General features: G+C 59.7%; 4 protein-coding genes and 3 tRNA genes. All 7 read right to left on the reverse strand.

Annotated elements, in window-relative coordinates; all coding sequences use genetic code 11:
• Positions 1 to 143, reverse strand: a 143-nt coding sequence (locus FFS27_RS30765) for a GTP-binding protein (RefSeq protein WP_234464625.1), incomplete at its 3' end; no start/stop codon positions are given.
• 84 nt (positions 144 to 227) lie between these two features.
• Positions 228 to 303, reverse strand: a tRNA-Thr gene (locus tag FFS27_RS30770).
• Positions 304 to 322: 19 nt separating this feature from the next.
• Positions 323 to 396 (reverse strand) — tRNA-Gly (locus tag FFS27_RS30775).
• Positions 397 to 422: 26 nt separating this feature from the next.
• A tRNA-Tyr gene (locus FFS27_RS30780) sits at positions 423 to 507 on the reverse strand.
• Positions 508 to 654: 147 nt separating this feature from the next.
• Complete coding sequence (locus tag FFS27_RS30785; protein WP_003112013.1) at positions 655 to 1359, reverse strand: SPOR domain-containing protein; 705 nt, start codon at positions 1357 to 1359, stop codon at positions 655 to 657.
• An 8-nt stretch (positions 1360 to 1367) separates the two neighbouring features.
• Positions 1368 to 2114 (reverse strand): pantothenate kinase, encoded by a 747-nt coding sequence (locus FFS27_RS30790; RefSeq protein WP_003129269.1) that lies wholly within the window; start codon positions 2112 to 2114, stop codon positions 1368 to 1370.
• A complete protein-coding gene (birA, locus tag FFS27_RS30795) occupies positions 2111 to 3049 on the reverse strand; it encodes a bifunctional biotin--[acetyl-CoA-carboxylase] ligase/biotin operon repressor BirA (protein ID WP_021263049.1) in 939 nt (312 codons plus the stop codon). The genes FFS27_RS30790 and birA overlap by 4 nt, the downstream gene beginning before the upstream one ends.
• Positions 3050 to 3262: the final 213 nt, after the last annotated feature.

The following is a 3262-nucleotide window of genomic DNA, read 5'->3' on the forward strand; positions in this document are numbered from 1 at the left end:
TCGAAAGCACGAGCGGAACCACCCCAGGTGTCGGAGCAGACCTTGGTCAGTGCAGCGGTCAGAGTGGTCTTGCCATGGTCAACGTGACCGATGGTGCCGACGTTGACGTGCGGCTTGTTCCGTTCAAATTTTTCTTTAGCCATGGAGACCATCCCCTTCAAGGAATTGAGCGGATCACGCTACCATTAGAACAAGGGCAGATATTTTCATATCTGCCCTTGGATAAATGGAGCTCATGAGCGGATTTGAACCGCTGACCTCACCCTTACCAAGGGTGTGCTCTACCAACTGAGCTACATGAGCGAAACACAAGCAACTTGACTGGAGCGGGTAGCGGGAATCGAACCCGCATCATCAGCTTGGAAGGCTGAGGTTCTACCACTGAACTATACCCGCGGAGCCCGAAGCTCACGCTTTTAAACTGGTGGAGGGAGAAGGATTCGAACCTTCGAAGTCTATGACGTCAGATTTACAGTCTGATCCCTTTGGCCACTCGGGAATCCCTCCAAACTGGTGGGCGGCATTCTCTACGTCTGCCACCTTGCTGTCAAGAGTTTTCTCTTAAAAAACCTGAACTTAGGTTTCAACAGCAACTTCATGGTAGGAGTCTTTCAGCCTTCCCCCTGCGAAGCGGGCGCCATTCTATGCAAACCATCAGGGGGATGCAACACCTTTGCACGACATTATTTGATGCTGCAATCCCTTGAAGTCCCGAGCCAGCTCCTGGAGCAGTTGCTCATCCACCAGGCGCCGGCTGCCGGGGGCCACCCTTACCCAGAAATCACGCTGCCCGCGGGGCAATTCCTTCAGCTCCGCCTCGTAACCTGCCGTCTTGAGACGCACCTGCGCACTTTCAGCCGAATCCCGCGCGGAAAACATCCCCAAAGAAATGCCATTGGCCAGCACTCCCTCGCCAATCAGGTAGCTGTCGATATTGCGCGCCTGAAGCTCCTTCAACTGACGAAGCGCAGCCTCCCGCGAGGCTAGCGGAGGAAGATAGACCCAGTAATCGACGCTCATCTCCCCACGAGCCTCGACCTCCGCCTCGATATCCAGGCCCAGCAGGCGCTGCTGCAACCTTCGGGCATCCGCCTCCTCACCGCCTCCGCCAAGATAGAGACAGGCCGACTCCGATGCGATCGACTCTTCGGCAGCCGGAGGCACACTCGGCGCCGGCACCTGCGATCCCGAGCGCGCCCTGGAAGCAAGGTTGCTCTCGGCCAACAGCAGAATGTTCTTCTGCCCATCCTTATAGAGTTCCAGCGGTGCGATTTCCTTGGCCCGTAGCGGGGATTGCTGCTGGTGCCAGACGTAGTAGAAGACGTTCAGGGCCAGGAGAAACAGGAAGAACCAGCGCATAGATCCTCTCACTCAATCGGGCAAGCCAGTGCCAGCCCTACGAAAACCAGGTCCGGCATGATCCGGGCGCCAGCCAGTTCGTCGCGAACCAGTTCGGCATCCCCACCCGTCAGGAATATTTCACAATCCGGACCGAGCAGCTCGCACGCCATGGCGTGCTGCTCACGAACGAACCCCCTGAGCATGAGCAGACAACCCCGCTCAACCGCCTCGGCCGTGGCCTGCCCTGGCTGGAGACTGGCAAGCGCCCGCCGGGCCTCTGCATCGTCGTAGCGGATACGTCGGGTATGGGTGCGCAACTGGCTTCTCATCAGGGTCATGCCCGGGCATATGTAGCCCCCCAGATGCACTCCATCCGCCGCGACCAGGTCAGAGGTGACCGCGGTCCCCAGATCAATGACCAGGCAGGCCTTCTTAGCCAGGTGATGAGCCGCGACGAGGGCCAGCCAGCGGTCGAGCCCCAGGCGCTGGTAATCGAGATAGCCGTTGCGCACACCCGCCAACTGCTTGCCGGATGATGCAACCAGCGCCGAGACCGGGAACAGCTGCTCCAACCGTGCGACCAGTTGCGAGGTTTCCTGCTCGCTGCGAACGCTCACCAGGCGACAGGCTCGCACTGGCAGCGCTTGCTGCGACGTTAACTGTTCGACCAGGGCATCATCGGACTCCGCAAGGCCACCGGCGACCGACCGTGCCGCCCCCTCGATGACCCGCCACTTGATCAGCGAGTTTCCACAGTCGAGCTCAAGAATCATTGACGCAACCTCAAACTAAGCTCCCCTCCACTGAACCCCTGCTCCACGCCATCCACCTCGAGACGCAGCGCTCCTCGGCTATCGACACCCAGCACACGACCCTCGATGGAACTCAGGGCAGTCGAGAGAATGACCTGGGCACCCTGCCAGAGATTGCAGGACTCCCACTCCTCGCGACTTGCAGCAAAGCCTTCGCGCGAATGCCTATCGAGATAATCGGCCAACTGCCGATTGAGAGCAGAAAGCAGCCGCGAACGATCCACCAGTTCCCCCAGCGCTTCGCGCAGGGAGGTCCAAGGCTGGCCGATATCAGTGGCGGTCTTCATGTTGACGTTGATCCCTATGCCGATAACGACATGACACAGATCCGCGGGGTCGCCACTCAGCTCCAGGAGAATTCCGGCGATCTTCTTGCCTCCCTGCAGAACGTCGTTCGGCCACTTCAACCCGGCGTCCCGGACGCCCAAGGACTCCAGGGCCCGGAGCACCGCGAGACCGACAACCAGGCTCAACCCTTCGAGCTCCCGAGCGCCCCCCCTGACAGTAATGGCCAGAGAATAATAGAGGTTCTCTCCATAGGGACTGACCCAGGCTCGGCCGCGACGTCCACGCCCGGCAGTCTGCTGCTCGGCGACGATAACTAAAGGCGTCGAGGCTCCAGCCGCGAGCCTACGCATGGCCTCGCTATTGGTCGAATCGACGGTGGGCATGATCTCGACAGGCCAGAGGCTGTCGATCTTCCGCGGATCCAGGAGACTGAGGGGACTCGCCAGGCGGTAACCCCGGCCACGCACCTTGTGGAACTGCAGGCCATGTTCAGCCTCCAGGTGCTGCAAGCGTTTCCAGACTGCACTGCGACTGATGCCCAGTACCGCCCCCAACTCCTCACCGGAGTGGAATCGCCCGTCTTGAAGTAGTTTCAGCAAGGTCTGCATAGACGCCCCACACTAGCCAGGCACGCATCATATAGAGGCACTTGCGCTTTGCCTACGAAAAGCCCTGCCGTATAGCTGCCTTTTCCCCGGATTTTCGCAGACTTTTCCGCGCGCAAAAGCAAAACCCCTGGTCATCGCTGACCAGGGGTTTTGGGATAGGAGCTTGACGATGACCTACTCTCACATGGGGAGACCCCACACTACCATCGGCGA

This window comes from Pseudomonas sp. 2VD (genome assembly GCF_005503585.1).
Lineage (GTDB): Bacteria > Pseudomonadota > Gammaproteobacteria > Pseudomonadales > Pseudomonadaceae > Pseudomonas > Pseudomonas aeruginosa.

Bases quoted from the DNA above. Each gene is read 5' to 3' on its own strand.
- FFS27_RS30790 (WP_003129269.1), bottom strand. From the start codon at position 2,114: ATGATTCTTGAGCTCGACTGTGGAAACTCGCTGATCAAGTGGCGGGTC.
- FFS27_RS30785 (WP_003112013.1), bottom strand. From the start codon at position 1,359: ATGCGCTGGTTCTTCCTGTTTCTCCTGGCCCTGAACGTCTTCTACTAC.
- birA (WP_021263049.1), bottom strand. From the start codon at position 3,049: ATGCAGACCTTGCTGAAACTACTTCAAGACGGGCGATTCCACTCCGGT.